The following is a 17,092-nucleotide window of genomic DNA, read 5'->3' on the forward strand; positions in this document are numbered from 1 at the left end:
CGGCTCGGGGCCGACGGACGGCGGGCGCACCGGGCGGCCGTCGGCGCGTCGGGTGCGTTCCGGGGTCATGCCCGCTCGCGGTCTCCCTCGCCGAGCCCGGTGACGGCCTCGACGATCCCCGAGAGGATCCCGATGATCACGCCGGCCAGCAGCGCCCACCAGAAGGTGTCGAACTCGAGGGTCAGGCCCACCAGTCCCGACACCCAGCCGGCCAGCAGCAGCATCAGCGTGTTGATCACCAGCTGGAACAGCCCCAGCGTCAGACAGGTGATGGGGAAGGCCAGGAACGACAGCAGGGGCTTCACGATGGTGTTGATCAGCGCGAGGATGAGCGCGATCGCGCCGATCGTGAGGACCTGGCCGAGCAGTGTCGCCGAGTCGTCGCCCAGATGCATGCCGGGCAGGATCAGGGCCGTGACCCACAGCGCGAGGCCGGTGACGATGAGGTGTCCGAGGAATCGCATGGGGCCATTGTCCTCGCCCCGCCTCGGCGGCGCATGGGGGAGAACCCCCTGGTCCTCCCCGAAAAGCACTGCCACGCTGTCCGCATGCGACAGGACTCCGACGTGCGCACGCCCGAGGGCCGCGCCCTCCGTACCCACTCCCGCGGGACGGGCGGCACGCTGGTGATCTTCGAGGCGGGGCTCGGCGCGGGAGGGGCGAGCTGGGGCCCTGTGCTCGATGCCCTGCCCGAGGGGGTGCACGGCCTCGCCTACGACCGGGCGGGATACGGCGAGAGCACTCCGGCGCCCGGTGCTCGCGACCTGGGCGCCCTGGTCACGGACCTGCTCGCCGTGGTCGACGCGGTCGAGCACGAGCGTCTGATCCTCGTCGGGCACAGCTGGGGCGGACCGATCGTGCGCGGCGCCACCGCGCGGCTGCGGGACGTGGGCCGGCCCGCGGCCGGGGTCGTGCTCGTGGATCCGGGCGAGGAGCTCGCGGATCTCTACTTCACGCGGATCGCCCGGATCATGATCGATGCGCAGGGCGCGGTGATGCCGCTGCTCTCCCGGCTGGGGCTGCTCGGCCCACTGCAGCGGTCCGCCGCGAGGTCGCTGTCCGCCCCGTGGCGGGGCGTCGCCGCCGCCTCCGTCTCGACCCCCGCCGCTGCGCAGGCGGTGCGCGCGGAGTCGCGGCATGTCACCGCCGGGCTGCTCGGGCTGCGCCTGGACCCGCCGGCCCCGCTCGGCACCGCCGTGAGCGTGGTCTCGGGACGGCTGTCCGAAGGACTCGGCCGACGGATGCGCGACGAGCTCACCGACGCCCACCGCGCCCGCGCCGAGGTCGAGGGCGGGCGGTTCGTGGCCGCGGAGCAGTCGGGACACGTCATCGCCGCGACCGAGCCGGAGCTGATCGTCGGTGAGATCGCTCGCCTGCTCGAGGCGTGAAGGGCGGATCTGATCCGGCCCGGATCACACTTCGTCGACGTCGAACCCGACCTCGCCGTCGCAGATGGACCGGATGGTGATCGTCCAGGCGTCGTAGTTGCTGCTGGTGCCGACCTCGCCGTCGAAGTTCCCGTGAGCTCCCGGTTCCCCGAAGGTCGAGAAGGAGAGTCGCGCGCGGGGGCCGTCCTCGGCGGTGTAGCCGAGGGAGACGGCGAGCTTTGCGCCGTCCGGCGTGGGGATGTCGTCGAGAACCTGCTCGACAGAGGAGTCGACCGAATAGGCGCCCTCACCGGTGCAGGCGGCGCCGTAGGCCTCGTCGTCCTCTCCCTGACCACCGATTCCCGTCGGGGTCGCCGGAGCAGCCGGCCCCTCGTCGGACGGCTCCGCGGGAGCGTTCGGGCCGAGCGGGCCGCAGCCTGCGAGCAGCCCCAGGGTGAGGAGCAGCAGCGCGCCGCGCCGTGCACTGCCGTTCCTCGGTTCCTTCTCCGTCGTTTCTCGGACCATCGAGCGTTCAGTCATGGCGGCTCTCGGGCAGCAGGCGCAGTTCGGCGCCGTCCTCGAGGCTCAGGCGCAGGACCTCGAAGCGCCAGGCACGACAGGTGAACAGGTCTCCGGCGCACAGATCCTCGTGTGTGACGGTCACGGAGTTCTCGACCCCCGCGGTACCGGTGTAGATGCGAGCGCGGAGTCCGGAGCCGCCCGGGGCGACGTAGCCGAGGGAGATGTCGAGGTGCTCGCCGCCTCTCTCCGGGAGTGGGGGGAATGCGCCGGGAATCGAGTGACGCACTCGATGGACCGTGCCGTTCGGGGAGTCAGTCATGGTGGACCTCCGCGCTCGAGGTGTACTTCTCGTACTCTTCACGGGTCAGCTCGACAGTGGGGGTGTCTGGGCCGTGCGGATTGCGCAGCACGATCACCTCTTCTCCAGAGTCGTTGGTGCTCACCCCGTCAACCCAGTACCCGTGCTGACTGCGCCAGTCGCCCGGCCCGGTGTCACCCTCCGCGAGCTCCACCGACGTGCCGACGATCATCGGCTCGCCCGCTCGGGCCGCATCGAAGGCGGCATCGGGATCCGTCGGCGGAATGGTCTCGACCTGGAGCCCTGTCAGGCGGGGGCCCACCTCCGGACTGCCGTGCCCCTCGATGCCGGAGTACTCGCCTCCCATCTGGATCGCGAGTGCGCGTTCCACGTAGCTCGGCCAGGTCGCCGCCGACGGGTCGGCGGCGAGAGGACCTCTGCCCGCGCCGACGACCTGGCCGTCCTCGGCCGGGAGCTCCTTCGGCATCGTGATCGGCTCAGGGTCCCCGTTCTCGTCGTAGAGGGTCACGGTGACGGTGCCGTTCCCGTTGTCCTGCACGTGATCCGCCGCCCAGCCCGGGTCCTGCTCCATCATCATCGCCATCGTCGCCATGGAGACGCAGTCCCCATAAGCCCCCTGGCTCACGTCGCGCCACGAGGCGTCCTCCGGCACCACCTCGCCGGGAGGAGTGACAGTCCCGTCCGGGTTCACATCGAAGGTTCCCTGCGCGGCGTCGCCGCCGCCGCGCCCGTCGGGATGGAGCTCGGGGAAGAGGTCGGAGATCCGCTCGACGTCCGAGGGGTCTGCGTCGCGGAGGAGCTGGTCGAGCAGGGCGCGTCGGGACCCGTCCGAGTTGCCCCCGATGCCGAGCACCCCGTCGCCGTCGGCGGTCATGGCATCCCGCAGCGCCTCGAGCTCCTCGTCATCGAGGCCCGCGATCCACTCGGCGCGTTCCTCAGGAGACAGCTCCGCGAGGCGTTCGGTCAAGGCATCGAGGTCCCGAGAATTGCCTCGCCAGTCCTCGAACCTGCCGTCCTGCAGCGCCTCGGCCAGCAGAGAGTCCAGGTCGTCCTTCACGGCAGGGTCCAGCCGGGCGCCGACGGGAAGATGACCCTGCCCCTGGTCGCCCTGGGAGGCATCGTCCTGCTCATCGGCATGTCCGGTCAGCTCGGCGCCCAGGCCGTGCATGCGCTGCGACGTCTTGAGGGCGAGTGCGATCTCCGCCCGAACCTGCACCTTGAACGCCTCGGCGTCAGGTCCTGTCCAGGCCACGGAGAGAGCCGCCCGCTCGAGCGCTCCCAGCAGTGTCTCCAGCCGTGTTGCATCGAGCTGTGTCGCCGCCGCCTGCTGCGCAAGCCGAGCGGTGTCTGCTCCCCAGAACATCGTCCGTCCTCCCTCTGCGGCACTCGCTGTGCCGCGCCCATCCTGCACCGATCACCGAGCTGGGCCACATGGGGAGAAGTGCCCATCCAGCTCGCTGCCCCCGGACGCCGCCCCGGCCACGATGACCTGCGGCCTACCCTGGAGGGCATGTCCGACCCCGCCGCTCGACCTGACCAGCCCGCAGAGACGATCCGTCTTCGCCCCGCGCTCGAGAACCTGCCCGCCTATGTCGCGGGCAAGCCCGCGGCCGATGACGGGGTCCACCGCTACAAGGTCTCCTCGAACGAGTCGCACCTGCCGCCGATCCCCTCGGTGCGCGATGCCGCGGTCGCCGCGATGGAGTCCTCGAACCGCTACCCCGACGCCTCCGCGCAGCAGCTGCGCGCCGCGCTCGGGCAGAAGCACGGCGTGGACCCGGCGCAGATCGCCCTGTCCACCGGCGCCGTCGCGGTCGCCGGCGACCTCGTGCGCGCGGTGGTCGGCGAGGGGGACGAGGTCGTCCACGCCTGGCGCTCCTTCGAGGCGTACCCGATCCTCGTCGGCTCCCACGGCGGCACCCCCGTGCCCGTGCCGCTGACCGCGGCGGGCGAGCACGACCTCGAGGCGATGGCCGCGGCGATCACCCAGCGCACCCGCCTGGTGCTGCTGTGCACCCCGAACAATCCCACCGGCCCCTCGCTGTCCACCGAGCAGGTCGAGGACTTCCTCGCCCGTGTCCCCGAGGACGTCGTCGTCGCGATCGACGAGGCCTACCGCGAGTTCCACGACCCCGCGACCGTGCTCGGCACCGCCGGGATCTTCCGCCGTCACGGCAACGTGGTGCTGCTGCGCACCTTCTCGAAGCTCCAGGGCCTGGCCGGTCTGCGCATCGGCTATGCCGTCGCCCATCCGCGGCTCGCCCGGGCGCTCGGCCAGGTGACCGTGCCCTTCGGCGCCGGAGCCCCCGCGCAGGCCGCGGCGCTCGCCTCGCTCGCGCCCGAGGCGGCCGAGGAGCTGGGGCACCGCGCGGAGCAGATCCGCTCCGAGCGGTCGCGGGTGATGGCCGGACTGCGCGAGCAGGGCTGGGAGCTGCCCGCGAGCCAGGGCAACTTCGTCTACTTCCCGCTCGGGGAGCGCTCGGGGGAGTTCGCCGAGTTCGCCGACGCCCGCGGCCTCGTGCTGCGTGCCTACGGCACCGACGGGGTGCGCGCCACTATCGCGGAGGAGGAGGCGAACGACCGCCTGCTCGCCGTCGCGGGGGAGTGGATCGCGGGCTGAGCCTCCGCCGGGCGCGCGGGACCGGCCGCACGGCGCCCGGCAGGTCTGCCGGGCGGGCGGCGCCTCAGACGCCGACGGGCTCCGCGGCCGGGACGACGTGCGTGCCCGCGAGCCGGTCGTGCGGACCCCGCCCGTCCCCGCGCAGCCCGGTCCGTGCGAACCAGCCGATCAGCCCGTACACCGCGATGTTGGAGGCGTAGGTGACCGGGTTGCGCTTCTCGAAGCCGCCCCAGGCCGCGCTGATCGTCGCGGTGTGACCGAGCTGCCAGGGCACCAGGATCTTCGCCGCGTTGCGCACCAGCGCCTCGCGCGGCGTCGGCGCCCCGCCGTCCCGGCCGACGACCTCGAGCCCCCGGCGGCGCTTGCCCCAGGTCGCCCGCGACGGCCCGGACTCCGCCCGGGCGGCGACCACGGTCGCGATCACGGGCGGGACCACGCTGATCACCTGCCCGAACCACGGCCTGGACGCCAGGTCCGTGGTCCGGACGATCACCGCGCCGAGCGGGACCATCTACACGGCGATCCCGAGATAGCCGGCGCAGTCGGAGAGATGGGCCAGGCAGCGGCATCTCGCGAGGGGGTGCATGGCCACGAGCCAAGCACCGCCGCGGCCCGGCGGCAAGGGGACATCCGAGGTGACCAGCGCGTCACCGCACGAAGGCGTCGGCCTCCCCGGTCATCCCGATCTGCTCGGCGACGTAGTCGATGTCCTTGTCGCCGCGCCCGGAGAGGTTCACCAGCAGGTGCGCGTCACGGCCCAACGTCGGCGCGATCCGGATCGCATGAGCGAGGGCATGGGCGGACTCGAGCGCGGGGATGATCCCCTCGGTGCGGCTGAGCAGGCGGAAGGCATCGAGCACCGCCTCGTCTCCCTCGCGCACGTACTCGACCCGGCCCAGCTCCCGCAGATGCACGTGCTGCGGTCCGACGCCGGGGTAGTCCAGGCCCGAGGCGATCGAGTGGACCTCGCCGGGCTCGCCGTCCTCATCCTGCAGGACGAGGGTCTCCATCCCGTGCAGCATGCCGGGGCGGCCGAAGGTCATCGTCGCGGCGTGGCGGCCCGGCTCGTCGCCCCGCCCGCCGGGCTCGACGCCGATCAGCCGCACCTCCTCGTCCTCGAGATAGGCGGCGAAAGCGCCGATCGCGTTCGAGCCGCCGCCCACGCAGGCGATGACCGCGCCCGGCAGACGGCCGTGCGCGGCGAGGTGCTGGGCACGGGACTCGCGGCCCACGACGGACTGGAAGTCGCGCACCATGTCCGGGAAGGGCGCCGGGCCCACCACAGACCCGATCGCGAAGAGGTACCGCTCGGGATCCGCGGCGTAGACGTCGAAGGCGGAGTCGACCGCCTCCTTCAGGGTGGCCTGGCCCGTCTCCACCGCGACAACCTTCGCGCCCAGCAGGCGCATGCGCACCACGTTCGGGCGCTGCTTGGCGACGTCGACCGCGCCCATGTGGATCTCGCACTCCAGGCCGACGAGCGCCGCGGCGGTCGCGAGCGCGACCCCGTGCTGGCCGGCACCGGTCTCGGCGATCAGGGTGCGCTTGCCCATCCGCTTCGCCAGCAGCGCCTCGCCGATCGTGTGGTTGATCTTGTGGGCGCCGGTGTGGTTGAGGTCCTCGCGCTTGAGCAGGATCCGGGCCCCGCCGAGCTGGTCGGAGAGCCGGTCGGCGCTCGTGATCGGGGAGGGGCGGCCGACGACCTCGCGCAGCAGGCGCGAGTACTCCGCGAAGAACTCCTCGTCGTGCCGGGCCTCCTCGTAGGCGGCGGCGACCTCCGCCATCGGCTCCACGAGCGGCGGCGGCAGGATCGCGCCGCCGTGGTCGCCGAAGCGACCGCCGGTGTTCCCGGCGAAGGCGGGGGAGCGGGTGAGCGCCGCGGCCTCGGCGAGGGTGCGCGGGGCGGGAGCGCCGTCGACGGCGGGGACGGCGGGTGCGGTGGTGCTGGTCATGGGAACCTCCCGTGATCGGGCCCGGACCGGGAGGCTCGCAGACACGAGAAGCCGCCCGGGTGACGGGCGGCTTCGGTGTCAGCGCATGCGACAGGGGACCGCCCTCAGGCGGCCCACCAGCTGATCGTCGCGGCGCGCATGGCGGCACCATAGCCCAGCCCCGGCCGTGCTGCACGGCACGTCCGGCCGGCGACCCGGGACCGGCCGACGGACGCCCCCGGTGATGCGAGGGAGGGGTGGACATCACTACCGGCCCCGCGGTCGCCGCCGATAGTCTTGAGAGCGGTCGGGCCCCTGCCGCTGCGGGACGGGCGCCCGAGGCGTCCGGTCCGACTGCACGTCGCCCCGCACCTCCTCGCACGAAGGACCCCATGGCCGCCCCCGCCGCCCCTGTCCCCGCTGCCGCCCTCGGCGGCCCCCGCGCCTACGCGGTCTGGATCGCGGCGGTCACCGCCTATTCGATCGCCGTGCTGCAGCGCACCACGATGGGCGTCGCCGGGCTCGAGGCCGCGGACCGCTTCGGGGCCTCGGCGACCATCGTGTCGACCTTCGTGGTGCTCCAGCTCGGCGTCTACGCACTCGCCCAGATCCCCGCCGGCGTGCTGCTGGACCGCTACGGCTCCCGCGTCACCCTCACCGCCGGCGCCGTGCTGATGGCGCTCGGCCAGGTGCTCATGTCCCAGACCGAGACCGTGGGCGTGGCGATGATCGCCCGCATCGTGCTCGGCGCGGGCGATGCGCTGACCTTCGCGAGCGCGATCCGGCTGGTCCCGGCCTGGTTCCCGCCCGGACGCGTGCCGCTGCTGACCCAGCTCACCGGCATCCTCGGCCAGGTCGGGCAGATCCTCTCCGCCGTCCCCTTCGTGGCCGTGCTGAGCGTGGCCGGCTGGACGCCCGCCTTCTCCTCCGCCGCGGCGCTCAGCGCGATCGCCGCCGTGCTGGTGCTGCTCGTCGTCCGCGCGACGCCGCCGGGGATGCCGCGGCCGACGGTGAAGCAGGACCTCCGACGGATCCCCGTGGTGCTGGGGCGGATCGTGCGCCACCCCTCGACGCAGCTGGGCTTCTTCACCCACTTCACGGCCGGGTTCCCCGGCATCGCGTTCTCGATGATGTGGGGCTACCCGTATCTCACCGCGGGGGAGGGGCTCAGCCGCCCCGCTGCCTCCGCGGTGATGACCGTGCTGGTGGTCGTCGCGATCGTCGGCGGCCCGCTGATCGGCGCGCTCACCCAGCGCCACCCGCTGCGCCGCTCCACCCTGGTGCTGCTGATCGTCGCGACGATCGTGGTGCCGCTGCTCGCGCTCGTGCTGTGGCCGGGCAACGCCCCGATGTGGCTGCTGATCGTGCTGGTCTCCGGGTACTCCATCGGCGGCCCCGCCAGCTCCGTCGGCTTCGACTTCCCGCGCACGGACCTGGCCAAGCACCGCCTCGGCACCGCGACCGGCGCCGTGATCATGGGCGGCTTCATCGGCGCCCTCGTCGCGATCCTCCTGATCGGCGTGGTGCTGGACCTGCTGCGCCCGGACGGGGACTACGACCTGGCCTCCTTCCGCCTCGCCTTCGCCGTGCAGCTCCCGCTGCTCGCGATCGGGGTGGTCGGGATGCTGGTGACCCGTCGGAACCTGCGCCGACGGATGGCCGTGCAGGGCCGCGAGGTCCCGCCGTGGCGCGAGGTGTGGCGCTCGGGGCGCTGGCGCCAGCTCTGAGGAGCCCCTGTCCGCCGGTCCCGGAGCCCGTCGGTCGGGCACGGTCCGCTCCGCGGCCGCCATCGGGGCCGTCGTCGGCCGGGCCGGGCTTGCCGCCGCCCCCGCCGTGCCGTAGCGTTCCTCCCAACACTTACTTTCAAGGAGGAAATATGTCGTTCACGCTGGGCATCGTCGGGATCGGTCAGTTCGGATCCCACTTCGCGGAGCTCTTCGCCGCCCATCCCGACATCGACGCGCTCTACGCCGTCGACTCCGTCCCCGAGCGGATCGACGCCGTCGAGGCGCGCGGGGTCGCCTTCGCCGGCCGGTTCGAGACCCTCGAGGAGCTGCTCGCCTCCGACGTCGACGCCGTCGCGATCTTCACCCAGCGCTGGACCCACGGACAGCACGCCCTGGCCGCCCTCCGTGCCGGCAAGCACGTCTACTCCGCGGTGCCGATGGCCATCGAGGAGGACGAGATCCGCCAGATCACCGAGGAGGTGCAGCGCACCGGGCTCGTCTACATGATGGGCGAGACCAGCCAGTACAACGCCGCCGTCGTCCTCGCCCGCCGCATCCACCGCTCCGGCGCGTTCGGCGAGGTGTTCTACGCCGAGGGTGACTACGTCCACGACATGGACCTCGGCTTCTACGACGCCTACAGGTACTCCGGCGGCGAGCAGTGGAAGTCCACCGCCTCCTACCCGCCGCTGCTCTACCCCACCCACTCCATCGGCGGGATCCTCGGCGTGCTGGGGGAGCGGCACGCCGTCTCCGTCTCGGCGCTGGGGCGCCCCGACACCCGCGGCGACGGGGTCTTCGACAAGGACGTCTCGATGTTCGGCAACGACGTCTCCAACGCCTTCGCCCTGTTCGGGATGGACAACGGCGGCGCCTTCCGCACCAACGAGCTGCGCCGCGTGGGCTACCCCTCCCACAAGCGCGAGAGCCGCTTCCGCTTCTTCGGCGAGGCCTCCTCCTTCGAGGAGACCATCGACGTCACCTACTGGCACGACAAGAAGGACGTGCTCGAGGTGACGGACCTGATCCGCACCGACCGCACCATGAGCCTGGACGACCCGCGGCTCGCGGACGTCTCGCCCACCCTGCGCGACGCCTTCGTCGCCGGCGCCTCCCGCGCCCACCACCAGGAGCGCCTGCCCGCGGAGTTCCAGGGCATGCCCAACGGGCACGAGGGTGCCCACCACTTCCTCGTCGACGACTTCGCCCGCGCCGTCGTCGGCGGGCACCAGCCCGTGGTCAACGCCTGGCAGGCCGCCCGCTACACGCTGCCCGGCGTCATCGCCCACCAGTCGATGAACCGCGGCGGCGAGCGGCTCGAGATCCACGACCTCGGCGACTGCCCGCTGCCCGTGGTCGACCTCGACGCCGAACAGGAGCCGCTGGATCCGCAGGCGCTCGCCGCCGCGATCGAGGAGGCATCCGCGGTCGCCGCCGGCGCCTGACCGCGCGGTCCTGCCCGGCGTCGCCCGCCCGACGGCGCCTGACCGCCCGGTCCTGCCCGGCGTCGCCCGCCCGACGGCGCCGGGCGGCCGGTCCTGCTCGGCGTCGCCGGCTGCGGGCGTCTGACGGCGGGGCCGGCCCGGATCTGCTCCCCTCGCCCCGGTTGTTCGACGGGAGGTACCAGAAAAGTGGTACCGGATGTCGAACAACCGGGGCGGCGTCGTGTTCGGCCGTCTGTGCCCCTGTCGGAGGGCCGGGCGGCGCCGCGCCGCGACGGGGTGTTCCACCTCACTCCTGACGTGGTAACTTCACTCAGACATGGCCCCGCAGTGAAGTTTTCTCACCGGTGGGTGGGAGCCGACGAAGGAGTCCCTCATGATCGCTCGACGACACGTCCTGGCCGCCGGTGCCGCAGGCTCGGCAGCCCTCGCCCTCGCCGCCTGCGGCGGGGACTCCGGAGGATCCGGCGGAGAGGTCGACGGGGAGGGCAAGACCCTCACCTTCTGGCTGATGGAGGGCACCAATGCCTCCGCCGATGCCTACATCGAGGAGCTCAAGACCGCGTTCACCGAGGCCACGGGCGCCACCCTCGACGTCCAGGTCCAGCCCTGGGACGGCGCGCACGACAAGTTCGTCACCGCCATGGCGGGCGGCACCGGCCCCGACGTCGCCGAGGTCGGCACCACCTGGGTGCCCGAGTTCGCCGACGCGGGCGGCATCGACGACCTCTCCGAGGACATCGAGGCCGCCGGCCTCGCCGACGGCCTCGTCGAGGGGCTCGTCGAGGCGGGCAGCCTCGACGGCGGTACCTACGGCATGCCCTGGTACGCGGGCGTCCGCTCGATCCTCGCCAACCGCGAGATGCTCGAGGCGGCCGGGGTCGCCGAGCAGCCCCAGAGCTGGGACGACCTGCTCACCATGATCACCGCGCTCAAGGAGCACGACCCGGACTGGATCCCCTTCCCGGTCGCCGGCGGCAGCATCTTCTCCGCCATGCCCTTCGTCTGGGGAGCCGGCGGCGAGATCGCCACGCAGGAGGGCGAGACCTGGACCGCGGCGATCAACAGCCCCGAGGCCGTCGAGGGCCTGACCTGGTACACCGATCTCGCGCTGAAGCACGACGCCTCGACCTCCGCGGCCACCACCTGGCTGGAGACCGACTCGCTGGCCGCCTTCCTCCAGGAGACGGTGCCGATGTTCATCACCGGCTCCTGGGTGCCCGCCACCATCGAGGCCGAGAACCCCGAGCTCGCCGAGAAGCTCGTCGCCTTCACGATCCCGGCGAAGGACTCCGCGGTCGCGCCGTCCTTCCTCGGCGGCTCGCTGATGTGCCGCTTCACCGAGACCGCGGAGCCCGAGCTCGCCTTCGAGCTCATCAAGCTCGTCACCACCGGCGACTTCGCCACCCGCTGGGCCGAGGAGACCAACTACTTCCCCGGCACCACCGCGGCGCTGGACGAGGTGGTCGCCGGCGGCGACGAGCTCACCAAGGTCTTCGCCACCCAGATGACCGAGGGCGGCAAATCCGTGCCCGTCACCCCGGCCTGGGGCAAGATCGAGGGCGCCAAGACGCTCGGCACGATGATCTCCTCCGTCCTGGACGGCACCTCGGCCCAGGACGCGGCCGACACCGCCGCCGAGGAGATGGACGGCTTCTTCTCCGAATGAGCACCGCCGCCCCCGACCTCCGCGACCGGCAGGACGGAGCAGCGCCGCTCGAGCGCCGCGCCGTCCCGCCGGGCCGCCGCCTGCGCCGCGGCCTCGCCCCCTGGCTCCTGCTCGCCCCCGCCCTGATCGTGCTCGGCGTGCTGCTGCTGTGGCCGATGGTGCGCGTGCTGAACCTGTCCCTGCAGGACTACGAGCTGAAGAACCTCCTGCGCGGGGACAGCAACTACGTGGGGCTGGACAACTACGTCCAGGTCCTCACCGACCCGTTCCTGTGGCAGATCGTGCTGCCCAACACGGTCGGTTTCGCGATCGTGTGCGTCGTGCTGACCATGGCCGTCGGCACCGTGGTGGCGCTGTTCCTGAACACGCTGGGCACCGTCTGGCGGTCGATCTGCACCACCGCGATCATGGTCGCCTGGGCGGTGCCGGCGCTGACCGGCACCTACATCTTCGTCTGGCTCTTCGACCCCCAGTCCGGGCTCGTGATCTCGGCCCTCGACGGGCTGGGGCTGATGGAGGCCGGCAGCGTCAACTGGTTCACGAACCGGTGGAGCTTCTACGCGATCGCGACGCTGAACGTCGTCTACCACGGCTTCCCGTTCATCGCCGTGACGATGCTCGCGGGGCTGACCACCGTGCCGGACGAGCTGTACGAGGCGGCGGCGCTGGACGGGGCGAGCGCCTGGACCCGCTTCTGGCAGGTCACGGTGCCCACCCTGCGCCCGATCATCGCGGTGTGCGTCATCCTCTCGACGATCTGGGACTTCAAGGTGTTCGTCCAGATCTTCCTGATGCCCGGCGGCGACGGCTCCACCCGCGAGGTCATGAACCTCGGCGTCTGGTCGTACACCCAGTCCTTCGCTCAGGGCGAGTACGGGATGGGCTCCACCATCGCGGTGCTGCTGACCGCGCTGCTGATGGTGATCTCCGTGGTCTACATCCGCACCCTGATGAAGGAGGAGGAGCTGTGAACCGTCGGACCCCCGCCACCACCGCGGCCCGGGCGATCGGCGTCGTCGTGCTGCTGGCGCTGACCCTCTTCCCCTTCTACTGGATGCTCTCCACCGCCGTGGACACCAGCCCGCTCTCCCGCGGGGCGAGCCTGCTGCCCAGCGGCCTCACCCTCGAGCACTTCGAGCACGTGCTGGTCGACGCCGGGTTCCTGCGCTACGTGCGGGTCTCCCTGGTCGTCGCCCTGGGCACCGTCGTGCTCTCGGGCGCGGTGGCGCTGCTGGCCGCCGTCGCGGTCGCCCGCTTCCGCTTCCGGCTGCGCACCCAGGTGCTGGTGATGGTCCTGATGGTGCAGATGGTGCCGCTCGAGGCGCTCGTGATCCCGCTGTTCCTGCAGGCGCGGACCCTCGGCATGCTCAACTCGCTGCTGGGCCTGACCATCGTCTACCTCGGCTTCTCCCTCGCCTTCGCGATCTGGAACCTGCGCGGCTTCGTCGCCGCGGTGCCGCGCGAGCTCGAGGAGGCGGCCTACGTGGACGGGGCGAGCTGGTGGCGGATGTTCCGCTCGATCCTGCTGCCGCTGGTCGCCCCGGGCCTGGTGGCGACCTCGGTGTTCTCCTTCATCACCGCCTGGAACGAGTTCATCTTCGCGCTCACCTTCATGCAGGACAGCTCGAAGTACACCGTGGGCGTGGGGCTGCGGACCTTCTTCACCCAGAACACCGCCGACTGGGGCTCGGTGATGGCCGCCTCGACGATCATCGCCCTGCCGGTGGTGCTCTTCTTCGTGCTCGTCCAGCGCAACCTCGCCAAGGGCATCACCGCCGGCGCCGTGAAGGGCTGAGGCATGACCAGCATCCCCTCCGGGCCGGGCGCCGCAGATCCCCGGACCCGCCACGACGCCGACGTGCTCGGCGTGCTGATGGCCCCCTTCACCGGCACCGAGGTGCCCGCCTGGCTCGACGGGGCACTCGAGGCGGGGCTCGCCTCCGTGATCCTCTTCGGGCACAACACCCCCGATCCCGCGACGGCGCGGGAGCTCTCCCGCGCCGTCCACGCCCGGTCCGAGGACTGCGTCGTCGCGATCGACGAGGAGGGCGGGGACGTCACCCGGCTCCAGGCGCGAACGGGCTCGTCCCTGCCCACGGCCTGGGCGCTCGGCGAGGCCGACGACCCCGAGCTCACCCGGGACGCCGGGCGCGCCCTCGGCGACCTCCTCGCCGCCTGCGACATCGACCTGGACCTCGCCCCGGTGCTCGACGTCTCCACCGATCCCGCGAACCCCGTGATCGGCACCCGCGCCTACGGCGACGAGCCCGACCGGGTCGCCCTGCACGCCCGCGCCTTCGCGACCGGGCTGATCGACGCCGGGATCGGCACCTGCGCGAAGCACTTCCCCGGTCACGGCGCGACCGCCACCGACTCCCACACCGCCCTGCCGCGGATCGACCTCGGCACGGCGCAGTTCGAGACCGAGCACCTCGCACCCTGGCGGATCGCGCCCTGGCTCGACGCCGTGATGACCGCGCACGTGCTGGTCCCCGCGCTCGGGGAGGGGCCCGCCTCGGTCGCGCCCTGGTCCCGGCCGCTCCTGGACCGCGCCGTCGGCGGCACCTTCCACGGACTGGTCATCACCGACGCGCTCGACATGGCCGCCGTCGCCGAGGATCCCGGGTACGGGGAGGCGGCGGTCCGGGCCCTCGAGGCGGGCGCGGACCTGCTGTGCCTGGGGACCTCGCTGCGCCGGGACGACGAGCAGATGCTCCGGGAGGCCCACGACGCGATCCTCGCCGCGGTCGAGTCGGGACAAATCCCGCGCAGAGCGCTGCACGAGCGCGCCGAGCGCACCCGGGAGCGGCTGCGCAGCCTGCGCACCCGGCGCCGCTTCGTCCCGGCCCCCGAGCTCGAGGACGCCCTCGCGCGCGGGGAGAGCCTCGGCGCGGAGGCGGCCGCGCGCGCCGTCCGCTCCCGGCACGGCCACGCCCACCTCGAGGGGCGGCCCGTGGTGGTGCTCGACCTGCGCCACGGGGCCCAGCACGCCTCCGGCGCCCGGACCCAGCAGCTGGTCGCGGCGCTGCGCGAGCGCGGGATCGACGCGTCCGACCCCGCGGAGCAGGTCGGGCCCGAGCAGTACCGGTATCCCGAGCCGCCCTCGCCCCACGGAGGATCGGATCTCCCGCCGCGGTCCTCCCAGGGCGACCGGGCCGCGCAGGTGCTCGCGGTGACCCGTCTGCCCCGCAGCGATGCCGAGGAGGGCCGACGACTCGCCGCGCTCCTCGCGCAGCGCCCCGACACGATCGTGGTGCACACCGGCGTGCCGGCCGCCGCCCCCGACCACCGCCTCCTCGTCCTCGCCCACGGTGGCGGACGCACGATGATGCGCGCCGTCGTCGACCTGCTCCTGCAGGGCGACGCCGCCGACGGGGGAGCGCGATGAGGGTGCTCGGGATGATGTCCGGCACCAGCCTGGACGCGATCGACGTGGCGCTCGTGGACTTCTCCCGCGACGGCGAGGATCCCTCCGTGCTGGAGGCGCGGCTCGTCCACCTCGGCGAGGAGCCCTGGCCCGAGGGGACGGGGGACGCCCTGCGCGCCGCGCTGCCCCCGGCACCCGCCGGCGTCGCGACCTGGAACCGCCTGCACGCCGCGGTCGGCGAGGCCTTCGCCGCGGCCGCCGCACGGGTCCTCGCCGCCCACGGCGGCGCCGAACTGGTCGCGACCCACGGCCAGACCCTCCACCACGACGTGCGCGAGGACGGCAGCGCCCATGCGACCCTCCAGATCGGCGACGCCTCCCGCCTCGCCGCCGCCACGGGCCTGCCCGTCCTGCACGACCTGCGCGCCGCCGACGTCGCCGCCGGCGGCCAGGGCGCACCGCTCGCCCCGCTGCTGGACCAGCTGCTGCTGGGCCACGAGGAGCCGACGGCGGCGCTGAACATCGGCGGGATCGCGAACCTCACCCTGGTCGGCGGCGAGGAGGTCGTCGCCGGCGACACCGGACCCGGCAACGCCCTGCTCGACGCCGCCGTCCACGCCGCGACCGGCGCCCCCGCCGACCACGACGCCGCTCTCGCCGGCCAGGGCGCGGTCGACCCCGCAGCCCTCGCACGGCTGCTGGACGCCGAGCCCTTCTACTCCCGCCCCCTCCCGCGCTCGACCGGACGGGAGCACTTCGACGCCGACTACGTGCGACGCGTGCTGGGCGACGAGGCGCTCGCCGCGCTGCCGCTGCCGGACCTGCTGGCAACCCTCGTCGAGCTCACCGCCGTGACGATCGCCCGCGCGATCGACCCGCTCGGCGCCCGCCGCGTCGTCGCCTCCGGCGGCGGGATCCGCAATCCGCTGCTGCGCGCACGGCTCGCGGACCACCTGGACCCCCTCCCGCTGCTCGACGCCGACCAGCTCGGCATCCCCGCCGACGGCAAGGAGGCCCTGCTGATCGCGCTGCTCGGCCATCACGGCGCCCACGGACTGCCCGGCACGCTCGCCCTCCCGGACGGCACCGCGCACACCGGCGCCCGCGCCCCCGTCGTGCTCGGCTCCCTCACCCCGCCGCACCGCAGCCCGACCGCCCACGCCGCGCCCGCCGATGGCCTGCCCGTCCGCCGTCTCCGCCTCGTCCCGGGGGAGGTGCGGTGAGCGCCGCGCTGCTGCAGGACCTCCGCGGCCGGCTCGACGACCTCCGCCCCGTCCAGCGCCGCATCGCGGAGGTGATCCTCGCCGACCCCCTCGCCGCGGGGACGATGACCATCGACCAGCTCGCGGGCGCGGCCGGCTGCGCGCAGTCCTCCGTGGTGAACCTCGCCCGCGAGCTCGGGCTGACCGGCTACCGGGAGCTGCGCGCCGCGCTCGTCGCCGAGACGGCCCGCGCGGTCGGGGACCAGGGCGAGCTGGCCTTCCCCCTGGAGATCGACCCGGGCGACCCGCTGTCCGTCTCGGTCGAGCGGATCGCCGCGGCGGATGCCCGCGCCGTGCGGGACACCGTGCGGCTGCTCGACCTGGAGCAGCTCGCACGGATCGCCGCCCGCCTCGCCGCGGCGCGGCGGATCCTGCTGATCGGGGTGGGCGCCTCCGGGCTCGCGGCGCTGGACCTGCAGTACAAGCTCACCCGCCTCGGCCTCTCGGCCCACGCCCTGACCAGCGCGCACGACGCCCTGCCCGCCGTCGTCGGGCTCGGCGAGGAGGACCTGCTGGTGGCGATCTCGGACTCCGGGCGCACCATCGACGTGCTCGACGCGCTCGAGCTCGCCGTCGCCGCCGGCGCCGCCACCCTCGCCGTCACCGGCGCCCCGGCGAGCCCGCTCGCGCGCGGCGCGGACGAGGTGCTTCTCACGGCCTCGCGCGAGCCGTCCTTCCGCGCCGGCGCGACCTCCTCCCGCATCGCCCAGCTCGCGATCGCGGACTGCCTGCTCATCGCGCTCGCGGCGGCCCTGCCGGACGCGGGGGAGGGGGCGCTGCGCCGCTCCCGCGCAGCCCTCGGCACACGGCGGCGCTGAGGCGGGGCGGGCCGTCCCCTCCTTGGAACTTACGGCACCGTAGGTTAC

The 17,092-nt window shown here is 73.3% G+C and carries 16 protein-coding genes; 10 read left to right on the forward strand and 6 right to left on the reverse strand.

What is annotated here, in order from left to right; genetic code table 11:
- Window positions 1-65: 65 nt before the first annotated feature.
- Window positions 66-464 carry a phage holin family protein gene (locus A4A78_RS06055; RefSeq protein ID WP_062947440.1) on the reverse strand — a complete coding sequence of 133 codons (399 nt, stop codon included), beginning with the start codon at window positions 462-464 and terminating at the stop codon, window positions 66-68.
- A gap of 84 nt (window positions 465-548) precedes the next feature.
- Between A4A78_RS06055 and A4A78_RS06060 the strand changes: the two genes are divergently transcribed.
- A complete protein-coding gene (locus A4A78_RS06060) occupies window positions 549-1,388 on the forward strand; it encodes an alpha/beta fold hydrolase (protein WP_197466632.1) in 840 nt (279 codons plus the stop codon).
- A 24-nt stretch (window positions 1,389-1,412) separates the two neighbouring features.
- Here the strand turns inward: A4A78_RS06060 and A4A78_RS06065 are convergent, their stop codons facing one another.
- The 3 genes from A4A78_RS06065 to A4A78_RS06075 are packed head-to-tail and all read right to left on the reverse strand — an operon-like array spanning window position 1,413 to window position 3,571.
- A complete protein-coding gene (locus A4A78_RS06065; protein WP_156488564.1) occupies window positions 1,413-1,907 on the reverse strand; it encodes a hypothetical protein in 495 nt (164 codons plus the stop codon).
- Window positions 1,900-2,208, reverse strand: coding sequence for a hypothetical protein (locus A4A78_RS06070; protein ID WP_062947443.1), 309 nt, complete (start codon window positions 2,206-2,208; stop codon window positions 1,900-1,902). Before A4A78_RS06070 ends, A4A78_RS06065 begins: the two co-directional genes overlap by 8 nt.
- Window positions 2,201-3,571, reverse strand: a complete 1,371-nt coding sequence (locus A4A78_RS06075; protein ID WP_062947444.1) for a C2 family cysteine protease — start codon at window positions 3,569-3,571, stop codon at window positions 2,201-2,203. Before A4A78_RS06075 ends, A4A78_RS06070 begins: the two co-directional genes overlap by 8 nt.
- A 147-nt stretch (window positions 3,572-3,718) precedes the next feature.
- Here A4A78_RS06075 and A4A78_RS06080 point away from each other — a divergent pair, with 147 nt between their 5' ends.
- Window positions 3,719-4,828 carry a histidinol-phosphate transaminase gene (locus tag A4A78_RS06080; protein ID WP_062947445.1) on the forward strand — a complete coding sequence of 370 codons (1,110 nt, stop codon included), beginning with the start codon at window positions 3,719-3,721 and terminating at the stop codon, window positions 4,826-4,828.
- 64 nt (window positions 4,829-4,892) lie between these two features.
- Here A4A78_RS06080 and A4A78_RS06085 read toward each other — a convergent pair whose 3' ends face one another.
- A complete protein-coding gene (locus A4A78_RS06085) occupies window positions 4,893-5,339 on the reverse strand; it encodes an RDD family protein (protein ID WP_062947446.1) in 447 nt (148 codons plus the stop codon).
- Between the two features lie 136 nt (window positions 5,340-5,475).
- Complete coding sequence (gene trpB / locus A4A78_RS06090) at window positions 5,476-6,780, reverse strand: tryptophan synthase subunit beta (RefSeq protein ID WP_062947447.1); 1,305 nt, start codon at window positions 6,778-6,780, stop codon at window positions 5,476-5,478.
- 371 nt (window positions 6,781-7,151) lie between these two features.
- On the opposite strand from trpB, the gene A4A78_RS06095 reads away from it, so the two are divergent.
- From A4A78_RS06095 to A4A78_RS06130, 8 genes are all read left to right on the forward strand, one after another.
- Window positions 7,152-8,486: a nitrate/nitrite transporter gene (locus A4A78_RS06095; RefSeq protein ID WP_062947448.1), complete on the forward strand. Its 1,335-nt coding sequence runs from the start codon at window positions 7,152-7,154 to the stop codon at window positions 8,484-8,486.
- Between the two features lie 149 nt (window positions 8,487-8,635).
- Complete coding sequence (locus tag A4A78_RS06100; RefSeq protein ID WP_062947449.1) at window positions 8,636-9,931, forward strand: Gfo/Idh/MocA family protein; 1,296 nt, start codon at window positions 8,636-8,638, stop codon at window positions 9,929-9,931.
- Between the two features lie 373 nt (window positions 9,932-10,304).
- Window positions 10,305-11,597 carry a sugar ABC transporter substrate-binding protein gene (locus A4A78_RS06105; RefSeq protein WP_062947450.1) on the forward strand — a complete coding sequence of 431 codons (1,293 nt, stop codon included), beginning with the start codon at window positions 10,305-10,307 and terminating at the stop codon, window positions 11,595-11,597.
- The gene (locus A4A78_RS06110) at window positions 11,594-12,568 is read left to right on the forward strand and encodes a carbohydrate ABC transporter permease (protein ID WP_062947451.1); all 975 of its coding nucleotides are present in this window, start codon (window positions 11,594-11,596) and stop codon (window positions 12,566-12,568) included. Before A4A78_RS06105 ends, A4A78_RS06110 begins: the two co-directional genes overlap by 4 nt.
- Window positions 12,565-13,392 carry a carbohydrate ABC transporter permease gene (locus A4A78_RS06115; RefSeq protein WP_062947452.1) on the forward strand — a complete coding sequence of 276 codons (828 nt, stop codon included), beginning with the start codon at window positions 12,565-12,567 and terminating at the stop codon, window positions 13,390-13,392. The genes A4A78_RS06110 and A4A78_RS06115 overlap by 4 nt, the downstream gene beginning before the upstream one ends.
- A gap of 3 nt (window positions 13,393-13,395) precedes the next feature.
- The gene (locus A4A78_RS06120) at window positions 13,396-14,985 is read left to right on the forward strand and encodes a glycoside hydrolase family 3 N-terminal domain-containing protein (protein WP_062947453.1); all 1,590 of its coding nucleotides are present in this window, start codon (window positions 13,396-13,398) and stop codon (window positions 14,983-14,985) included.
- Window positions 14,986-14,996: 11 nt separating this feature from the next.
- Window positions 14,997-16,187 (forward strand): anhydro-N-acetylmuramic acid kinase, encoded by a 1,191-nt coding sequence (locus A4A78_RS06125; RefSeq protein ID WP_231880857.1) that lies wholly within the window; start codon window positions 14,997-14,999, stop codon window positions 16,185-16,187.
- A complete protein-coding gene (locus A4A78_RS06130; protein WP_062947455.1) occupies window positions 16,184-17,044 on the forward strand; it encodes a MurR/RpiR family transcriptional regulator in 861 nt (286 codons plus the stop codon). The genes A4A78_RS06125 and A4A78_RS06130 overlap by 4 nt, the downstream gene beginning before the upstream one ends.
- Window positions 17,045-17,092: the final 48 nt, after the last annotated feature.

The organism is Brachybacterium sp. sponge, assembly GCF_001613775.1.
In the GTDB taxonomy this organism is placed as follows: domain Bacteria; phylum Actinomycetota; class Actinomycetes; order Actinomycetales; family Dermabacteraceae; genus Brachybacterium; species Brachybacterium conglomeratum.

Coding starts and splice junctions, on each gene's coding strand:
- A4A78_RS06055 (WP_062947440.1), bottom strand. CDS start 464: ATGCGATTCCTCGGACACCTCATCGTCACCGGCCTCGCGCTGTGGGTC.
- A4A78_RS06085 (WP_062947446.1), bottom strand. CDS start 5,339: ATGGTCCCGCTCGGCGCGGTGATCGTCCGGACCACGGACCTGGCGTCC.
- A4A78_RS06070 (WP_062947443.1), bottom strand. CDS start 2,208: ATGACTGACTCCCCGAACGGCACGGTCCATCGAGTGCGTCACTCGATT.
- A4A78_RS06080 (WP_062947445.1), top strand. CDS start 3,719: ATGTCCGACCCCGCCGCTCGACCTGACCAGCCCGCAGAGACGATCCGT.
- A4A78_RS06120 (WP_062947453.1), top strand. CDS start 13,396: ATGACCAGCATCCCCTCCGGGCCGGGCGCCGCAGATCCCCGGACCCGC.
- A4A78_RS06100 (WP_062947449.1), top strand. CDS start 8,636: ATGTCGTTCACGCTGGGCATCGTCGGGATCGGTCAGTTCGGATCCCAC.
- A4A78_RS06060 (WP_197466632.1), top strand. CDS start 549: ATGCGACAGGACTCCGACGTGCGCACGCCCGAGGGCCGCGCCCTCCGT.
- A4A78_RS06125 (WP_231880857.1), top strand. CDS start 14,997: ATGATGTCCGGCACCAGCCTGGACGCGATCGACGTGGCGCTCGTGGAC.
- A4A78_RS06105 (WP_062947450.1), top strand. CDS start 10,305: ATGATCGCTCGACGACACGTCCTGGCCGCCGGTGCCGCAGGCTCGGCA.
- A4A78_RS06095 (WP_062947448.1), top strand. CDS start 7,152: ATGGCCGCCCCCGCCGCCCCTGTCCCCGCTGCCGCCCTCGGCGGCCCC.
- A4A78_RS06110 (WP_062947451.1), top strand. CDS start 11,594: ATGAGCACCGCCGCCCCCGACCTCCGCGACCGGCAGGACGGAGCAGCG.
- A4A78_RS06075 (WP_062947444.1), bottom strand. CDS start 3,571: ATGTTCTGGGGAGCAGACACCGCTCGGCTTGCGCAGCAGGCGGCGGCG.
- trpB (WP_062947447.1), bottom strand. CDS start 6,780: ATGACCAGCACCACCGCACCCGCCGTCCCCGCCGTCGACGGCGCTCCC.
- A4A78_RS06065 (WP_156488564.1), bottom strand. CDS start 1,907: ATGACTGAACGCTCGATGGTCCGAGAAACGACGGAGAAGGAACCGAGG.